The sequence below is a fragment of the Alloscardovia theropitheci genome (assembly GCF_004332295.1).
GTDB classification, from domain to species: Bacteria; Actinomycetota; Actinomycetes; order Actinomycetales; family Bifidobacteriaceae; genus Alloscardovia; species Alloscardovia theropitheci.
Window position 1 is genome coordinate 184,433 of the sequence record NZ_RXLP01000019.1, and the last position, 18,667, is coordinate 203,099.

Genomic DNA, 18,667 nt, shown 5'->3' on the forward strand with positions numbered 1-18,667 from the left:
GCAAAAAGTGGATGACACAGTATCGTATCATCCACTTCATAGTCATATGTATTGAAATTTACTTTTCTCTTACGCACTCACTTATGCGTATTCCATCACACCAAACGTCGATAATGTTCATAGTCTGTTGATTGAGTAACAAAACATCCGCTGAATACCCTGGTTCCAAAAGCCCTACAGGATGTTCAGTCGTTTTGTTGACTTTATCAAGTCCCAATGCACGAGCCGGTGTCCACGTTGCTGCTTCAATTGCATCTTGCGCACTCATACCTACTTCAAAAATCATCCGTTGCACAGCTTCTTCTAGGTTAAGAGCGGAACCCGCAATTGCCCCATTTGAGCGAAGCCGCGCGTGAGTATCAACCACATCCACCTCGAGATTTCCCAAAAGATACGACCCATCAGGGCAACCTGCTGCAGCCATGGAATCAGTAACGAGCGCAATTCGATGGGGTGCCAAATGCGTAGCAGCGCGAAGTACAGGAACTTGCACATGGAACCCATCAGCAATGAGCTCTATAGTTACATCAGAATTCTCCGATGCAGCCGGAATCGGACCTGGGGCTCGATGCGATATACCATTCATTGCATTAAACATATGTGTCATTATGCTTGCACCACGAGCAAAAGCAGTACGCGCGATATCATAATCAGCATCGCAATGCCCGACAGCTGGATTGACGCCTGCATGAGCAAACTGCTCTATAGCGCTCAAGCCGTGCTCAAGTTCTGGGGCTATAGTAATTTGCCTCAATGTACCATCTGCAGCATCGAGCAATTCTTCCACGCGCTCTGGAGTAGGATCAAGCAAACAATTTTCATCATGGGCGCCCTTACGTTTTACAGATAAGAATGGTCCTTCCAAGTGCAGCCCAACTATGTCCGTTCTCCTCTTTACAACATTTGCCGCTTCACGCACATTATTAAGTAACACTTCCCACGGATTCGTTATTAACGACAACACATGTCTGGTCGTTCCATGAAGCATATGATATGTGCGTGCTTGAGAAATGGCATCATTACCATCATCAAATGCACTAGCCCATCCGCCATGTGAATGTATATCGATATATCCCGGAGAAACCACATTCCCGCGAGCGTCAACAACAGTATGCTCTTGCTCGCCTAGATCCTGAGTAAATTCACCTTCACCTTTGTCGGCAATTACACCATCACGAACGAGAAGCCATCCATTATCAATAACCGTGTGAGCATCAATAATTCGCGCATGTATAAAAACGGTTGTTCCTGCGTTGAATGCACGAGAATTGCTCATCTGTTCATCTAACTGACGAGCTGCGCGATTTCGTTTTTCCCACGATTCACCTACTTGCTCAATAAGATTACTCACACAAACTCCTTCGTTTTATGTTTCACGTGAAACATTTCGTTATTATACGCAAATTATATGCATGCGATGACGAGAGGCTAAATCCTTCTTAGTAAATTCTTCATACATGTGCATATCGGTTATTGTGCGCATTGAGCACAAAACTCAGGACACACAATAACCGTGATTGCGACTTCAAGAAAGTTCTTTTAGTTATACAACTACAGCTTTTGCCATTCTGGCTTATTCTTTGCAACCCATGCATAATACTGCGCATATTGCAATTTCTCTGCTGCAGCTTCATCAATAATAAATGTTGCATGCGGGTGCATTTGAAGAGCGGACGCCGGACACATTGCTGTTATCGGCCCCTCGATACTTGCAGCAACAGCATCTGCTTTCGCTGAGCCGAATGCCAAAAGGACAAGGTGACGCGCCTTCATAATCGTTCCCACACCTTGTGTAATGCAGTGCGTAGGTACTTGATCCAAATCTCCATCAAAGAATCGCGCATTATCAATTCGCGTTTGCTCTGTAAGCGTCTTCATACGGGTTGGAGATGCTAAAGAACTTCCCGGTTCGTTGAAACCAATATGCCCATCGGTTCCCACGCCCAAGATCTGAATGTCCACTCCACCAGCTGCTTCAATCGCCGCATCATAGTCTGCGCCTGCATGACGTAAGGATTCAACAGCCCCGTTTGGCACGTGGATAAGATCTGGGTTTAAGCCGACTGGCTCTATGACTTCTCGTCGAATTACACTGTGATACGACTCAGGATGACTTGGGTCAAGCCCTACATATTCATCAAGCGCAAAACCTTGCACGTGCGATACGTCAATGTTCTCATCTTTAACACGTGCAGCGAGCGCTTGATATGCAGTATGAGGCGTGGAACCTGTTGCCAACCCCAGAACTAATCGCGGATTAGCCTTTATAGCTTCCGCCACAGCATAAGCATAGATCTCACCAGCCTCTTCCTGAGACTTAACGATAATAACTTCTGCCATATTAACCTCTCTTTTTGTTACGGTTCGGATAGTGTTCAGGTATCATCACACGATTGCATATCGGATTGCATATCCGTCCACATATCCAAACCGCAACCAAAACCGAAATTTCGCACATATAGTCGCTAGATATACCGCTAGAGACTACGGATTTGTGCGCTCTCGCTCACTACTTCCTCGGAAACTACCGGATTGAGACCCACTTCACGCAATATTTGCGCAACACGTTTTACATTCTCACCCTTAAGAGGAAGAACAGGATCAGGCATTTGATTTGTATCAAATACACCAAGTAAAGCCATAGCTGTCTTAAAGCCACCTACACCCTTGCCAAAGCCTTGTACCCCCTCAGGTACAAGAACGATGCGCATTAAGTGTGCGAGCACATCTTGCTCTTTACGTACAGTTTCCCAGTCGCCTGCCTGATACGCATCCCACATACGGACATAGCCCGATGCTTCAACATTCGCTAATCCTGGAACTGAACCATCTGCTCCAGCCATGTAAGCACCATCGACGACTACTTCTTGCCCAGTCAGAAGTACGAGAGGATGTCCTGCTTCCTCATTGGCATCAACGAGGAATCGGAAGGAAACGTCATCATTGGAGGAATCCTTCACTCCAGCTAAGACACCATCCAGTCCAAGTCGAACAAGCATATCTCCAGCAAGCTTTGTGTGTACGCATACAGGAATGTCATATGCGAATAACGGCAAATCAACCGCTTCATGGATAAGACGGAAATGTCGTTCAATCTCAGCTTGCCCACCCAAAGCATAGAATGGCGCAGTCGCGACTATTGCATCAGCACCCAGTTCTTTAGCTTGACGTGCATGCTCGATAACACGATTCGTTTCTGTATCAATGCAGCCAATCATCAAAGGCACGCGATGATCAATAATTTCAACCGCAGCTTCAATGATTTCACGCCTACGCTCGTCTGCGCTAAATGCTACTTCTCCAGAAGAGCCAAGAACGAAAAGACCATGCACACCTGCATCAATCATACGATTAATGCTTCGTGCATACGATTCCTTATCAAGCTTACCGTCTGCAGTTAAAGCAGTAGCTACTGGTGGGATTACCCCCCTAAAACGAGAGTCCATGATTTGTTCCTTTTCTTATGCTCTCTCCCATGAGAGCGTGAATAAATCTTTACCGATACATGTGTATACAAATCAAAGCGGTGACTCATATATCGTATCGTATATGCCGTATTGTGGCGGGTCTGGCAATCTCATAAGTGTGGAATGGAGAAGCCAGACCCAAATTTTCAGTTATATACCCAAACGTTCTATACCATTATGGCTTTGACCATGATGGCTTTGGCCGTTTACGCGCATTCTTCTTCTGTTGGATGCAGAAGTGATGGCGCAGCAGCTAATAGCTTCTTGGTATATGGATGCTGCGGATTAAAGAAGACATCCTTTGCGGACCCGCGCTCGACGATTTCACCGCCGTTCATGACAACAATCTCATCCGATACATATCGAACAGTTTGAATGTCATGGCTAATGAAGATCATCGCAAGACCGAGTTCCTTCTTTAAGTCCGTGAGCAAGTTCAAAATTTGCGCACGAACTGAAACATCCAAAGCGGAAGTCGGCTCGTCAGCAATAATGACATCTGGTTTAAGGCTCAATGCGCGAGCAATTGCCACACGCTGGCGCTGTCCACCGGAAAGCTGCCCCGGAAGTGCATCAAGTGCTGAAGTCGGAAGCCCTACCATGCGAATAAGCTCCATAGCGCGTTCCATATGCTCTTGCTTGCTACCCAGAGAGTGCACAACTAGAGGATCAATGAGCTGGTCAACAACTTTCATTCGAGCATTCAGAGCAGTTGCTGGATCTTGGAAGACAACCGATACTACTCGACCAATTTCCATGCGCTCTTTTGCAGTACGCTTAGTGACATCATGTTCTTTAAAAATGACTTTGCCTTCTGTAGCGAGCTGCAATCCACACAGTACATTTGCAGTAGTTGACTTACCACAACCGGATTCTCCTACCAGACCTATAGTTTGGCCTGGCATAAGAGTAAGGCTGACACCATTAACTGCCGTAACTTTATTCGGATGGAAAAGGCCTCCAGTTCGAGTCTTAAAAATAACTTTAATATCCTGTAACTCGATAATTGGTGAGGTCTGAGTTTCATTACTCATTGGATTCCTCCTGCGTCGTTACCACATTTGATGTATCACCAGGAACAGGTTCGTCGTCATCAAAAGCATTGTTTAATGCTGGATCGATAAGATGAATCATTTCTCCTGGCTGCTCGGTCTCTTGATTATCTACATCCAGCTGAGCTAAAGAAGGACGTACTGCATAACGGTGATGTGTATCTGGAATTTCAATCATGACCGGATGCTCGTCAAGTGCTTCATATGGATGCGAAGAGCGTGGAGCAAATCGATCACCCTCAGGGAAGTCCTTAGGGCTAGGAACAGTTCCAGGTACCTGATGTAATGGCGTTTGCCCTGCTTCGATAGAAATAACAGATCCCAGCAAACCACGAGTATATTCATGACGTGGATCAGTCAAAATTTCCTGAGTAGATCCCTGCTCAACTACTTGCCCAGCGTACATAACGGTAATCTTATGAGCTACCTTTGCTACAAGAGCCAAATCATGGGATACAAAGATCATGGCAAATCCAAGCTTTTCACGCAAATCATTGAGCAACTCAATAACTTGGCGTTGAACTGTAACATCCAAAGCAGTCGTTGGCTCATCCGCAATAATCAGTTTAGGATCACGAGTCAAAGCCATTGCGATAAGAACACGTTGACGCTGACCACCAGAAAGCTCATGCGGGTAGGATTCCAAAACTCGTTTAGGATCCAATCCTACAAGCTCAAGAAGTTCTTCAGCAGTACGAGTACCGCCGCGCTTGGTAAGCTGAGCCATCTGATTCTTGATGAGCATAGACGGATTGAGAGAGCTCAATGCATCCTGATAAATCATAGCGATTTCATGACCACGCAAAGCATTGTGTTCCTTTGGATCAAGACCGACAAGGTTCTTTCCTCCAAAGTTAATTTCGCCCGAAATCTTTGCACGCTTATCCAGCAAGCCCATAATAGTCAATGAGGTAATTGACTTACCGCAACCGGACTCACCAACAAGTCCCATTGTTTCGCCTGGACGCACGTAGAAGGATACGTGATCAACGACATTGACATCACCATGACGTGGGAAGGAAATGCATAGATCCTTAACCTCAATCACTGGCTCGCCAGCTTTTTCACCCACAGGCACAAATCGATCGGTACGCTTGAGTTCAGCGGCTTTGAGCTGCTCCAAAGACTTCACAAGAGATTCATGCTGAGTCTCATAAGCTGCTACAGGATCGGCAAGAATCAAATCTTCCTTACGAGCCTGTTGTGCGTCTTCTTCGCTCTTTGTAATTGGAGCACTTGGTGCAGAAACGATAGCATCTGTGATGCCTTCCGACAAGATGTTAAGGCACAAAACCGTAATCATAATTGCCAGACCTGGATACAGAGCCTGCCACCAATATCCAAAGATAACGCCCGGCTTTGCAGAGGACAGGATATTACCCCATGTAGGAGTTGGCTCTTGGAAACCTAAACCGATAAAGGACAAAGACGCCTCGAAAACAATTGCATCTGCTACAGAAAGAGTTGTAAACACCATAACCGGCGCTGCAATATTTCGTGACACATGCTTGAAAAGAATCCAAGGAGCACGAGCACCTGAAACGATGACAGCTCGAACATAGTCCTGTCCATATTCGCTAATGATATTTGCGCGTACAACTCGCGCAATCTGCGGTACGTAGAGGATACCAATTGCGGCAATAATACCAAACATTGAGCGGCCAAGAATGGTAACGAATACTGTTGCCAAAGCGATTCCCGGCACGGACATGAAGATATCAATGATGCGCATAATTACTTCAGAAATCCATGGACGTGCGACAGCTGCGATGGCACCGATAAGTGCGCCAAGGACAAGCGCAAGAGCAATAGCACCAAGGCCAATTGCCAAGGAATAACGTGCGCCATAGAATACGCGGTTCATAACATCTCGACCCAAATTATCTGTTCCGAAGAAATGTTCCGCGGACGGAGCCTGATAGCTTACAGTAATCGCTAATGGATCATGGCGAGAGATAAGAGGGGCAAAAATTGCCACAATAATGAGAAGGAAAATGAAGAGAGCAGACAGCTTTGTACCCCACTTTAGGTGACTGAACCTGCGGAACTTCACGCCTACTTGAGAGGCTGCATGTGCAGCTTTATTTTTACCAAACAGCATGTCACACCGTCCTAATTCGTGGGTTGATAAGTACATAAAGCAAATCAACGATGATATTAATAACAACGAATGCGAGCGCAACTACAAGAACTACACCCTGTACCAGCGTTGGCTCATTACCATTAATACCTTCGAAAAGCGTTGTACCCATGCCCGGTAGAGAGAAAATAACTTCGATAACGATTGCACCACCCATAAGGTAACCAATCTTCATACCGAGAACGGTAATTGGCGTAATGAGAGCATTGCGCAAAACGTTACGCGCTACGACAACAGCTTTTGGAATGCCCGCACCAATTGCGGTACGTACGTAATCCTTGTCTAGTTCTTCAACCATAGAGGTTCTAATAACGCGAATTAGCTGTCCAGATGCTGGCAATGCAAGTGAAAATGCTGGCATCGCCATACGCGTCAAGTATGCACCAGGATCATCAAAGAAATTGACTAGTTCTCCAGAGCCTGGAAGCAAGCCGAGCTTAATCTGGAAAACATAAATCAAAAGAACACCCAACCAGAATGATGGTGTAGCAATTGCAATAATGGAAAATACACGAATAACTTGATCAACCCATGTATCGCGGAAAAGTGCTGCAAGAACACCGAATACGGTGGAAACAACAACTACTATGAGCAGACCAATAAATGTTAATTGAAGCGTAATTGGGAAGGCTTGAGCAATTTTCGCAGCCACTGATTCATGGTTGAGACCATACGTTCCCAAATCACCGTGAATCATATTCCACAAGTACAAGAAGAATTGAATATACCAAGGCTTATCGAGACCATGAGCCGTTCGATATTCTTGAAGCTGTTGAGCTGTTGCATTCTCGCCAAGCGCTACGGTTGCCGGATCGTAACGCGAGAATGACATAAGGAAGAAGACTAGGAAGACAACGCCTAATGCCACAAGTGGTAGCGATGCCAACCTCTTTCCTAAAAGTCGCAGTAAGTTTGTCATGAGTTTTACCCCTTTGTAACTCCTCAATAGATGATACTGTGTGCATCATCTGAGATACACCCTGCATATGGAGTTGTATGCAGCGCGCCTTGTAGATTACGGCATCGTAATCCGAAGCATAATAAAGGTGGGGATAAGGAGAATTTTCTTATATTCAAGAACTTATCCCCACCCGATACATGTTGAGAAACTATGAATAATTATTATGTAGTTTCTGATATATCATCAGTCTTACTTTGATAGCTTCTGATCCAAGAGATACAAACCAGTGGTACCTGTTGGCTTGAAGTCCTTAAAGACTCCAGTTCGTGTAGCTGTAGTAAGTTGACGGTGGAAGAGTGGGTACAATGGTACTTCTTCAGAAATCAGATCCATTGCATCGTTCCATGTTGCTTCACGTTCCTTGTCGTCAGTCATGGTTGAAGCATTGGTGAGGATTTCCTGCAACTTATTGTAGCCTTCAGATCCCTTCCAGAAGGTACGGGTCTGAGTCCATGCGTTATCTCCGAACCACCAGTTCAGAAGGATTTCTGGATCATTACCGAATACTGATGGATCTCCAGGAGCCATGATCATTGAGTAATCTGGCTTTGCAGCAATATTCGGATACAAAGCAGCAGACTTCATGGACTCGATATTGACCTTGAAACCAAGTGCTTCAAGATTGTTCTTAACTTGCGGAGCAAGCTCAGTAATCCATGTGTGGTCAGTCGTATATAAGGTGAATTCAACGCCTTCCTTAACGCCTGCATCCTTAAGCAACTTCTTTGCCTTGTCGACGTTGTAGGTGTATACGTTCTTTGCCTTGTGATAGTACTTGAAGCTCTTAGGCAAGAAGCCCGTTGCTGCTTCTGCCTGATCTGCAAGCTGGTTCTTAATCAATGTCTCAACATCAATTCCATAGAATACAGCTTGACGAACTTCCTTCTTATCGAATGGAGCCTTCTTTGTATTAAACATAATGAATGCTTGGTTGAAGCTCTGCGCCTTTGACAATGTAGACTTAGAATTCTTCAATGTATCGAAAGCTTTTGCTGGAACATTTTCCATAATGTCGTTTTGACCAGACTGCATAGCGGTAACGCGTGCAGTATCATCTACAGCAACATTCCATACCATATTCTTGCTCAAAGCTTTGAATTCGCCATTGTAATTATCATTACGCTCGAAAGTAACCTTCAAATCAGTGATTTCCGTATACTTATATGGACCAGAGCCGATAGGCATCTTCTGAAGGTCTTCATCCGACATGGATTCTGGAACAATTCCTACAAGAGCAAGGCGTTCTTTCAACAGAGTGTATGGACGACTGAGTTTAAAGGTAACAACATTATCACTCTTAACATCCACGCTCTGAATGAAGTTCAACATTGGAAGGAATAAGCTACCTTCTACCATCATTCGATCGAACGATGACTTAACATCTTTAGCAGTTACTGGATTACCATCGGAGAACTTTGCACCATCACGAAGTGTGATTTCATACTCTGTATCCGAAATTTTCTTTGGCTCACCCTTAGCCAAACCTGAAACAATCTTGAAATCATCCATTTGCCGCGTATAGAGTGGCTCTACTACGTGCCAATTACCAGCCATACCAATAGCTGATGAAGTTGAGAGAGGATTATAGTTCTGCCCTGAATAAGCAACCTGTGCGGTAATTGTATCTGGCACAGCGGTGCTGACTGCAGGAGTAGATTCTGATGATGCTGATCCGGAGCTTGCGGACTTACCTGAGCCACAACCGGCCAGCAATAATGTAGCAGCCGCAAGTCCAGCGACTACTTTTACTGACTTCCCGAACTTCATTTTCTTTTTTCTCCTTCAACACTGAAAGGTTTCTCACATTTTGCATTACCATCATTTCTCTGTGCAGCAACCCTGCCAACTTCGTATTCAGAAATAACAGTTAAATTGTGAGTTGGAGTAATCTCCTGAATTAATTGTAAGACATCAGACAACTTATGTCAAAATTGATGTGTCCTATAAAAAATTGAAATATTATGTATCATAAATTTAAGGGATACCTCACCCAATGAAAGGAAATACAATGCAGTATTTTACACGCACGCTTTCTTATGACGGTAGTGCTTCTGCTCAACTCTATGCTTACCTGATAGATAATTCCCCAGAAATTAATCCACACCGTATACGCCCAGCTATACTCATTTTCCCTGGCGGCGGGTATAACAGAACGACCGATCGTGAAGCGGAATCAGTCGCTTTACAATTTTTAGCAGCCGGGTATCATGCATTTATTCTGCGTTACAGTGTTAAACCTGCCGTCTATCCAACAGCACTTATTCAAGCTGCTCTTGCTATGCAAACTATCAGGGAAAACAGTAAAGCGTGGAATGTCGATGCGAGCGCGATAGCAGTTTTAGGATTTTCTGCAGGTGGACATCTTGCCGCAAATCTTGCAACTTCTGCTGGGGATAGTGAAATATCTGCCCATGGCTTTGATATCAGCGCTATCAAGCCAAATGCGCTTATGCTCTCATATCCGGTAATTAGTTCTGGACAATTCGCACATCAGGGGAGCTTTAATTGCCTTCTGGGTGAAAACGTCAATGATGAGAATTTACGAAATGCTGTTAGCCTCGAAAAACATGTTGATTCCTCAACCCCACCAACATTCATTTGGCATACGATAACCGATGATACCGTCCCCGTTGAAAACTCTCTTGTTTTCATCCAAGCCTGTCTGAACGTCTCAGTGAGTATCGAAGCACACCTCTTACCTACTGGAGGACATGGCCTATCGTTAGGTACTGCTGAAACAGCAGACTGCAATAACCCAGCAACTCGAGAAGAGAGTGTAGCCGTATGGATGTCTCTTGCTTTAGCGTGGATTGAGCGAGTATTCGGGAAATTGAATAAATAAAGCTGGATAAATAACATTCGATAAATAATTTAGGATGACCATATATACGGCATTGGGGTGTATTTCAGTAACGAGATACACCCCACGTATTATCACTTATCATCACGGTATTATTGCTACATCATCATTCCATAATTATTCATTCCATAATTATTAATGCATAGCGTTCACACCATAGCTACCGTGACGTAGCGCGCTCGATCGCTTCTTTTATCCACCGGAATGATTCTCGCGATTCTGGAATCGGCAAAAGTGCGTAATCATGTGTCATCGCTTCTGCTACATGGAATTTCACCTCAACACGAGAGTTACGAAGTTTATCAACGAATAACGCCACATCCGGATAAAAAATTTCATTACTTCCCATAATCACTGTTACCGGCGAATCCGAAAGCGATTCGAGATTGCCATAAATCGGTGAAATTCTATAATCTTTCTGGCTTAATCCACCTGCCCATTCATGAGCGTCTACTCGCAAAAGTTCAGGACGAAGATAAGGATCATCAAAAGTAAGTTGGGAAATTTCAGGATTTTCTAGAGTCGTATCCACCCATGGACTTATAACAATAATTCCCTCTGGCACTGGGATACGTGTTTGCTGCGATGAGGTGGCATAATCGTTGTGCTCCTTAGCCCATTGAAGTGCCAATCCTAAAGCCAATCCTGCTCCCGCACTATCTCCCATGAGAATGACTCGCTCATAAGGATGCGAACTGCGATACTGCTTATACAACGCTGTTATTTGCCTCGAAGCAGTCAATGCGTCACCATATGGAGCCGTATCATAATCTGGAGCTAGCACAGTAACACCAAACTTATGTGCTAAACAGGTAAGAAATGTCGTATTATACCCGTTGAAACCTTTGACGTAAGCCCCACCATGAATGTATAGGATAGTCGTATGCGGAGCAATTGTTGAAGTAAAATTACTCGGTTTAAAGCAGTACGTCGTCAATCCATACGTTTCTGAAGATACATCGCTACCATCGTCAAACACGGTAGCTAAGCCTAATTTCATTGCGAGTTCAGGAAGACCCTTATTTGGTCGTTCTTTACCTCGTTCTTCATCAAACCACGCAGCTTCTTCCTGAGCACTTCGACGTGGGAATGAGCCATAGTATCTGTTCATCTCGTAAGCTAACGCGGACGAATTGAACTTTTTTCGTGTATACCAATCGTATGCCCAAGCTGCTCCCGCCACGAGTGCAAAACCTGCAGTTGCGCATGTGGCGATCTTCCTGAACAAGTGCGGGTGTGCCATATGTATTCCTTCCTTGGAATTATCACGTATCGTACGATATGCACCGATGCATCCGTTACTTTCTTTATAAATTAAGCTTTACTCTCATACTCTTAGTCGTTTCATATGAGAAAACTATTTTTTAGTATATCGCGAATTGATATTCTTGAGAACACACTCAGTCATGCGTTTTGTATGTAGACACTATGACTCACCCCTTTGTTAAATGATTTGACATGAGGTACCCTAAGAAAGTAGGAAAAACGAAGAAGTTTAATCACATGAATTTCGAAAGACTTATGGATAACGCATCGTAGCAATAAGTAGATATCTTTAACGTCTTTCATGAGTATTCATGTGCTCGGTTTACAAAGCGGGAGGACGATATGCGCTATTCTTACTCGGGACAAGAGTGGATGGAATCACGCATTGATCCAGAACTTTATCATGATTTATGTGAGCTTGCACAACGTACAGGGGATTTATCAAAACTCCCTCCCGATGAGCGCAGGGAAATTCAAGCAGGTCTCATTGATAAAGAACCGGAGTGGATTTCTCACGAACTTGATATTCGAGATATCTATATCACGGGATTAGACAACGACCCGTCTGTGAAAATTCGAATCTATGAACCACAAGAAAACAGAAATCACAAGAATTTAACTCCTGGGATTCTATGCATTCACAGTGGAGGTATGTGGGCGGGAACTCTTGAATCCGAACACGTAATTCATGCGCGTCTTGCCCTGGACCTCCAGGTGCCTGTGGTAAGTGTCGATTATCGTTTGGCACCAGAAAATCCATATCCTGCAGGTCTGCGCGATTGCTATGCCGCTTTGTTATGGTTTACGAGTAATGCGCACACACTCGGAGTGGATTCTCAACGCATTGCAATTTTCGGAGGATCAGCCGGAGGAGGACTCGCCACAGCATTGTCATTGTATGCAAAAGATCATAACGGTCCTTATATTCATGCTGTAATGGCTCTGTATCCTATGCTCGATGACACGAATACAACAGCATCAAGCTATCAAATCTCGCACGCTAAATCCTGGGATCGACGCGATAATCTCGAAGCTTGGCATTGGTATTTAGGTCAAACAGAACCGGATATTTACGCGTCTCCTATTCGAGCAAGCTTGGAAGAACTTGAAGGCTTACCACCAACTTATATTGATGTAGGCGCCCTCGATGCTTTCCGAGATGAAGATCTCACCTTTGCTTCACATCTATGCGCGGCTGGAGTAGATGTAGAATTCCATCTCATACCTCACATGTATCACGGAGGGGAAAATGTCAGTCCACAAGCAGCAATTAGTCAGCGTATGAATGAGTATCGTTTGGACTGGCTACAACGCCACCTTTATTAGCACAGAAACCTTATCCGAACTCTCCACTCTATTTCAGCTCATCAACTCAACTCTCTCATTCGACTCCATAGCGTAAAATAATCATCATGGCACAGAAAAAGGGACCAACTAAGGGTTCGGGTGGAAAGCACCGCAATAAGTTAGCAGGTAAAGGACCTACTCCAAAGGCTGAGGATCGCGTTTATCATAAGGCATATGCTGCAAAGAAAGCTGCAGACAAACGTAAGGCCGCAGACCCACGTCTAGCAGCAAAGCGTCGCGTAGCTAAATTTACTTCTGATTCTGACGACATCGTTATCGGTCGCAACGCAGTTTTGGAAGCTCTTCGCGTAGGTGTACCAAGCAAAGATATTTATATTGCATCACGTATCGAGCATGACGATCGCACCCGTGAAATTATCAAGCTTGCAGGTATTCAAGGCTTGCATTTACTTGAAGCTGACCGTTTGGAAATGGATCGCATTGCACGCAGTAGCAATCATCAAGGTGTTGTGCTGCGAGTTCAACCTTATCAGTATGCATCTTTGGCGCAGCTCGCAGACCGTGCAGAAGCAAAGGCTGCAGCTCTTGCAGGAGCGTCGCCGAAGGCACGTAACCTTGCGCGACCATTATTTATAGCTCTTGACGGTGTAACCGACTCGCAGAATTTAGGTGCAGTTATTCGTTCGGCAGCTGCTTTCGGCGCCAATGGAGTCATCCTTCCGGAACGCCGTAGCGCTTCAGTAACTTCAGCGGCATGGAAAGTATCGGCTGGTGCTGCTGCTCATATGCCAGTGGCGCGCGTTGTTAATCTAACGAAGGCTATCGAGAGCTTGCACGAACGCGGGTATTATGCAATCGGCCTTGATGGCGGTGGAGATGCATTAGTCGGAGAATCAGGTTTCGAAACTGATCCGCTCGTTGTCGTACTCGGTTCGGAAGGCAAGGGAATTAGCCGATTAGTTCGTGAAGCATGCGATAGTATCGTCGGTATTCCAATGACTTCGATGGTTGAATCACTCAACGCATCCGTAGCTGCTGGTATTGCGCTATATAGCGTTCATAAGGCACGAATTTCGCAGTAATCAGCATACAGAACCTCGTCTGCTCTCATACGACAAATGATTGTGGCGTGATGGAATTACACCATCACGCCACAATCATTATAAAGCGATTAATAAAATAGTTGTACTTCTATTTTCTAATAAACTACTTGTATGACAGATGCTTTGTTCCCTAATGTTTCACGTGAAACATTAGAGAACAAAGCACGCCATCTACGCTAGATTCGATTCTCTACTCCGTTGCCCACACAGCTGCATCAGGATCATCTTCAGCGTTATAATCGTCATAATCATCCATAACGCCTGAATCAGCTTCATCAAGAATCGACTGAATTGCTTGCGAATCCATCTTATACTCACCCAGATTGGTTTCAATGTAATCTTCCACCGCTTCTGGAGTCGATACATCGTGCCCAATCTTTTCGGCCATCTCTTGACGATGGTTCAGAACTTCATGGAAGAACTGAGCTGGTTCAATTTGGCTGCGATACTCAGGAGGAATTCGGCGAACTGTAGGCTCGAAAACTTCACGCATCCAATCAGTTGCTACCACTTCAAGTTCTTCACCTTGACGCCATGTCGATGTGCGGTAAGCATCCAAATCATTGAGCAAACGACGCGCTTGGTTCTCTTGTACATCCAAACCAGTCAAACGCAAAAGCTTGTTTGACGCATATCCAGCATCAACTACACGAGGACGGACATTAATTTTTGTGCCATCTTCAGTTGTGGTCATTTCCAGCTCATCGACATCAAAGCCCAAATCATTGAGACGATTGACGCGCTGTTCAATCTTCCACATCTCATCAGGTGCGAATGATGACATACCTGTAAGCGCATCCCACAATTCATGGTAGCGATCAGCTAAGCGGTTACCTACCTCAATTTCATCTACTTCACTTGGAAGAAGATTACCCGAATGCAAATCCATCAATTCGCCGATGATATTGGTCCGTGCCAAATCGATATCGTACTCACGCTGACCGTCAGTAAGATTGCTATACAAAGCACCCGTTTCGGCATCAACGAGTACAGCAGAGTAGTTATCAGCATCACGTAAGAATAAGACGTTGGATAGCGAGACATCACCCCAATAGAATCCTTGCAAATGTAAGCGCACGAGCAAAACCGCGAGAGCGTCGATAAGGCGGTCGGCAGTATCAGCACGCAAATTTCTCGCAAATAAAGCACGATACGGCAAAGAAAACTTTAACTGTTCAGTTACTAAAATCGCTTCAAGTGGCTGCCCATCAACGCCATGTCGGCCTGCAACAACACCAATCGGCTTTACGCTCGGTACATCAATTTTTTCCAAGCTACGAAGCATTTCATATTCTTTAACCGCCGAACGGTACGAAATCTCTTTCATAGCGTTAATTTGATCGCCAACGCGCACAAAGCGCACAACGTGCCTCGATATACCACGTGGAAGATTAACGATAAGATCCTCTGACCATTTAACTAAAGGTAACGACCACGGCAGAGTAAACAACCGTGGATTCGCCGTAGCAGCAGTAATATTAAGAGTCTGAGGTTCTGCACGATCGACGTTTGATTCGGAAGAACCATTTGAAGTTCCGTTAGATAACAGTGTATCAGCCATAATTCATTGCTCCTCTCGGATGCGTACATATATAGATTAGCAAAGCGTGCTGAGCAGAGATAAGTATCACCGTTTCTATATCCAGTGAATAACACACTCTAACATTATCGCTGTCAAGCTACTACAGAGCTTTACCAAATAAATAACAAAGAACCAGAATATATGTAGTATTTTGACGGTATTTTGGCATGATAACTTCTTAAAATGCTATATACTCGAATCACGATTCATCACTGCAGATTGAATCCACTGATTGAATCTACCGCGAAATACCCAGACATAACAGATGCAAAGGAGCTACATCCACATGGGACGACCCGAACCTATTCTAGGCTTTCTCGCAGGTCTAGATCTTCCTCTTATCTTAAACATACTGAAATGGTGTGTTTTTATCATAATTCTTATTATGGGAGGACTTGACGTATATAGGCACTATCTCATTCATTTAGACCATTGGTTAGAATGGGGCGCTACTTATTATGTCGTTATTATCTACTTTATTCCCTATCTCGTTATAGATCTTATAGTTTTATTCGCACTCAGTTTTGCGAAGATTGGTTAAGTATATAGCTGCACATGATGGTATATTACTGAAAGCAAATAAGAGGGGTTCCACTCATATCGACGAGCGGAACCCCTCTTATTGAAGAAGACTACCTTTAAAAGGAATTAATCCTAATCAGCAATGAACTAGTTCAAGCGCAACTCGGAAGATGGTGCGAACAAGTGCATCTTTGTTGGATCGATGTGGATGCGTACAGTTGCGCCAACCTGTGGAAGTGCACGAGGATTTACGCGAACAGTAGTCATATTGTTCTGATCAGACATAACAGTTGCTGCCTCATCGGAACCGTTTGCATCAACAATGTTTCCGTAGATGTAACCATCGGAACCAAGATCTTCAACGTTCAAAACATTGAGCTTGAATGCATCTGGCTCAGTGTCGGATGCGAGAGAAGCATCTTCTGGACGGAAGCCGATGATAATCTTGTTGTCATCTTCAGCAGTGAGCTTAGAAACAACCTCAGCTGGCAATGTGATTGCGTCATCACCGATGATTGCCTTACCATTTTCTACCTTGTGAGTAGAAATATTCATGGATGGAGATCCGATGAAGCCTGCTACGAATACGTTCTCTGGACGATCGTAGAGCTCAGTTGGAGCACCAACCTGCTGAAGAATACCAAGCTTAATAACAGCAATGCGATCACCCATGGTCAAAGCTTCAGTCTGATCGTGAGTAACGTACAAAGTAGTTACACCGAGCTGACGCTGCAATGCTGCAATCTGAGTACGAGTCTGTACACGGAGCTTTGCATCCAAGTTAGACAAAGGCTCATCCATGAGGAAGACCTTTGGCTGACGTACGATTGCACGACCCATTGCTACACGCTGACGCTGACCACCAGAAAGTGCCTTTGGCTTACGATCAAGATACTCAGTCAAATCGAGGATAGCTGCTGCCTTCTCCACGCGAGCGCGAATCTCATCCTTTGGAGTACCAGCAATCTTCAAAGCGAAGCCCATATTGTCTGCCACAGTCATGTGTGGGTACAAAGCATAGTTCTGGAATACCATTGCGATATCGCGGTCCTTAGGCTGCATGTTAGTGACATCCTTGCCACCGATCAAGATGCGACCCTTGTTTACTTCCTCAAGACCTGCGAGCATACGCAAAGTTGTTGACTTACCGCAACCAGATGGACCAACGAGAACGAGGAATTCGCCGTCGTTGATGGTGAGGTTAAGGTTGTCTACAGATGGTGTGTCATTACCTGGGTAAATACGGGTAACGTTCTCAAATACCACTTCTGCCATAATATAATCCTTTCATTGGCAGGTACGTGCCAAACGATCCGAGTGAGAGGGTTCGGTTTTTCTGTGGTTCTAAGAAGAAATACTCTTCGTCGAGCCACTACTAACTATACACAACGAAACGCCAGAAACGCTAGATTTCGTCAATTTGCGTAAAAATTTGTGTAAAAAATTCTCATAAATTCGTGTAATTTCGTACACGACACGCATTTTTACATAAGATAGTGAGCTATGGCTGAAAATTATTCTGCATTAGATTTAGCGCCGGGACATATTGTAGGTGGCTACACACTGCTCAATCGTCTTGATCAAGGCGGTATGGGTACTATCTGGCGAGTGCGAGACGATGGCGGAACCATTTATGCCATGAAGATTTTATTAGATTCCCTCAGCGACGATGATACGTCAAATTCCACAGGGGACTCGGAGGAGCAGCTGACTGCCCGCGAACGTTTTCGCCGTGAAGCGTTAGCACTACGTAAGATTGACCATCCGGGCGTTAACCGTATCGTTGACATGGAGCTTGACGATGCGCTTGCATTCATAGTTACAGAGTTGATTGAGGGGAAGAATCTTCGCGACGATGTTTATGAAAATGGTCGTTATACGGCTGAAGATTTGGAAAATCTTTCTCGTATGCTCATTGATGCAGTAGATGCTGTCCATGCTGCTGGGATTATCCATCGAGATATTAAACCGACGAATGTTATGATTTCCCAGAGTGGGCCAATCTTAGTCGATTTTGGAATTGCTATGGGTGAAAACGAGTCTCACGTTACACGCACTGGACTCGTCATGGGAACTCCTGGTTTTATCGCTCCAGAAATTATTGATGGCGCTGAGTCAGATGAAGCAACTGATTGGTGGAGCGTAGCATCTGTCATCGGTTTTGCGGCTACTGGTAAACCTATTTTTGGCTCCAAACCATTAATGACTGTGCTCGAACGGGAAGCTTCTGGAAATGCTGACTTGTCAGGCCTTCCACCGGTGACACTCCAAGCTATGCGAGCCGCATTGAACCCTGATCGCATGCAGAGATGCTCGGCTCAAGAATTGCTATCTGCTATTCACGAGGATGCACAATACCCAGATTTGTGGGATAACGGTGAGTTATCTTCAGTTGCTGCAACTACT

The 18,667-nt window shown here is 44.7% G+C and carries 13 protein-coding genes and 1 pseudogene; 4 read left to right on the top strand and 10 right to left on the bottom strand.

The window, feature by feature from the left end:
* Window positions 1–58 precede the first annotated feature (58 nt).
* From nagA to EJ419_RS04310, 7 genes are all read right to left on the bottom strand, one after another.
* Entirely contained in the window at window positions 59–1,276 is a 1,218-nt protein-coding gene (nagA, locus tag EJ419_RS04280) for an N-acetylglucosamine-6-phosphate deacetylase (RefSeq protein ID WP_131284219.1), read from the bottom strand.
* 275 nt (window positions 1,277–1,551) lie between these two features.
* Window positions 1,552–2,340, bottom strand: coding sequence for a glucosamine-6-phosphate deaminase (gene nagB / locus EJ419_RS04285; RefSeq protein WP_131283946.1), 789 nt, complete (start codon window positions 2,338–2,340; stop codon window positions 1,552–1,554).
* Window positions 2,341–2,477: 137 nt separating this feature from the next.
* Window positions 2,478–3,446: a dihydrodipicolinate synthase family protein gene (locus tag EJ419_RS04290; protein ID WP_131283948.1), complete on the bottom strand. Its 969-nt coding sequence runs from the start codon at window positions 3,444–3,446 to the stop codon at window positions 2,478–2,480.
* 227 nt (window positions 3,447–3,673) lie between these two features.
* Complete coding sequence (locus tag EJ419_RS04295) at window positions 3,674–4,501, bottom strand: ABC transporter ATP-binding protein (protein WP_131283950.1); 828 nt, start codon at window positions 4,499–4,501, stop codon at window positions 3,674–3,676.
* Window positions 4,494–6,620, bottom strand: a complete 2,127-nt coding sequence (locus tag EJ419_RS04300) for a dipeptide/oligopeptide/nickel ABC transporter permease/ATP-binding protein (protein WP_131283952.1) — start codon at window positions 6,618–6,620, stop codon at window positions 4,494–4,496. Before EJ419_RS04300 ends, EJ419_RS04295 begins: the two co-directional genes overlap by 8 nt.
* Window position 6,621: 1 nt before the next feature.
* Window positions 6,622–7,578 carry an ABC transporter permease gene (locus tag EJ419_RS04305; protein ID WP_131283954.1) on the bottom strand — a complete coding sequence of 319 codons (957 nt, stop codon included), beginning with the start codon at window positions 7,576–7,578 and terminating at the stop codon, window positions 6,622–6,624.
* Between the two features lie 231 nt (window positions 7,579–7,809).
* Entirely contained in the window at window positions 7,810–9,387 is a 1,578-nt protein-coding gene (locus tag EJ419_RS04310) for an ABC transporter substrate-binding protein (protein WP_131283956.1), read from the bottom strand.
* Window positions 9,388–9,628: 241 nt separating this feature from the next.
* Between EJ419_RS04310 and EJ419_RS04315 the strand changes: the two genes are divergently transcribed.
* A complete protein-coding gene (locus EJ419_RS04315; RefSeq protein WP_131283958.1) occupies window positions 9,629–10,462 on the top strand; it encodes an alpha/beta hydrolase in 834 nt (277 codons plus the stop codon).
* A gap of 178 nt (window positions 10,463–10,640) precedes the next feature.
* On the opposite strand, the gene EJ419_RS04320 is transcribed toward EJ419_RS04315, so the two are convergent.
* Entirely contained in the window at window positions 10,641–11,723 is a 1,083-nt protein-coding gene (locus EJ419_RS04320) for an alpha/beta hydrolase fold domain-containing protein (RefSeq protein ID WP_131283960.1), read from the bottom strand.
* A 365-nt stretch (window positions 11,724–12,088) separates the two neighbouring features.
* Between EJ419_RS04320 and EJ419_RS04325 the strand changes: the two genes are divergently transcribed.
* Window positions 12,089–13,072: an alpha/beta hydrolase gene (locus tag EJ419_RS04325; RefSeq protein WP_131283962.1), complete on the top strand. Its 984-nt coding sequence runs from the start codon at window positions 12,089–12,091 to the stop codon at window positions 13,070–13,072.
* Window positions 13,073–13,158: 86 nt separating this feature from the next.
* Entirely contained in the window at window positions 13,159–14,136 is a 978-nt protein-coding gene (gene rlmB / locus EJ419_RS04330; RefSeq protein WP_131283963.1) for a 23S rRNA (guanosine(2251)-2'-O)-methyltransferase RlmB, read from the top strand.
* A gap of 211 nt (window positions 14,137–14,347) precedes the next feature.
* On the opposite strand, the gene EJ419_RS04335 is transcribed toward rlmB, so the two are convergent.
* Both EJ419_RS04335 and EJ419_RS04340 read right to left on the bottom strand, forming a co-directional pair.
* Window positions 14,348–15,718: a DUF4032 domain-containing protein gene (locus tag EJ419_RS04335; protein WP_205668820.1), complete on the bottom strand. Its 1,371-nt coding sequence runs from the start codon at window positions 15,716–15,718 to the stop codon at window positions 14,348–14,350.
* 690 nt (window positions 15,719–16,408) lie between these two features.
* On the bottom strand, window positions 16,409–17,536 hold the full coding sequence (locus tag EJ419_RS04340; protein ID WP_131283965.1) for an ABC transporter ATP-binding protein: 1,128 nt from the start codon (window positions 17,534–17,536) through the stop codon (window positions 16,409–16,411).
* A gap of 228 nt (window positions 17,537–17,764) precedes the next feature.
* Here EJ419_RS04340 and EJ419_RS04345 point away from each other — a divergent pair.
* Window positions 17,765–18,623: pseudogene (locus EJ419_RS04345) on the top strand (serine/threonine-protein kinase); the annotation flags it as partial.
* Window positions 18,624–18,667 lie beyond the last annotated feature (44 nt).